Here is a 998-nt window from a genome sequence, read left to right on the forward strand (position 1 = left end):
TGAAAATCCGCGGTTTCCGTATCGAGCTCGGCGAGATTGAGGCGCGCCTGCAGGCTCACGCGCAGGTGCGCGAAGCGGTGGTGGTGGCTCGCGAAGGCGCCAGCGGCAAGCAACTGATCGGCTACGTGGTCGGTGAGGTCGATGGCGACACGTTGCGCAGCGATCTGCGGGCGCAGCTACCGGACTACATGGTGCCGGCACAGATCCTCAGACTCGAGCGCATGCCGCTGTCACCGGCAGGCAAGATCGACCGCAAGGCGCTGCCAGAGCCGAGCTGGCAGGGCGCGGGGTATGTCGCTCCGCGCAATGAAGCCGAGCGTATCCTGGCCGATATCTGGGCGCAGGTACTGCAGGTCGAGCAGGTGGGTATCCACGATAACTTCTTCGACCTGGGGGGCGACTCGATTCTCAGCCTGCAGGTGGTGTCGCGTGCCCGTCAGGCCGAGGGACTTGGCCTGGAGCTGCGTTTACGCGACCTGTTGCAGTACCAGAGTATCGCGGCTTTGCTGGAGCGCCCGCAGCAGGCCAGCGCGTCCACGCCAACGCTGGTGACGGAGGCGACCGAGGACGGAGAGCACTTCAGCCTGTTGCCGATCCAGCAGTGGCTGTTCGACCAGCATCTGCCTGAGCCCGATCATTTCAACCAGGCCCTGCTGCTGGCTTGCCATCGACCGCTGGACGCAAGCCTCCTGGAGCAGGCGCTGCGTTTGCTGCTGGCCGAGCATGGCAGCCTGCGCCTGGCCTTCGCCAGGGACGATGACGGCCAGTGGCGGCAGCGTTACTGCAATCTCGATGAACTGGGGCTGGAGACCAACCCGCTGCTCTGGCATCAGCAACCGGGAGATGCCGACGAGGCGCTGGCACTGGCCAACAGTGCACAGCGCAGCCTGGATATCGGTCAGGGGCGTTTGCTGCGGGCTGTCTACAGCCAGTTGGCCGATGGCAGCTGTCGACTGTTGCTGGTGATCCATCACCTGGGGGTGGACGGTGTGTCCTGG

General features: G+C 65.0%; 1 protein-coding gene. It reads left to right on the plus strand.

Annotated elements, in window-relative coordinates; genetic code table 11:
- Positions 1 to 998 (plus strand): condensation domain-containing protein (locus J0A65_RS24090; RefSeq protein ID WP_232850128.1); only part of this gene is annotated, 998 nt, incomplete at both ends.

This window comes from Bowmanella yangjiangensis (assembly GCF_017255015.1).
Taxonomy (GTDB): Bacteria; Pseudomonadota; Gammaproteobacteria; order Enterobacterales; family Alteromonadaceae; genus Bowmanella; species Bowmanella yangjiangensis.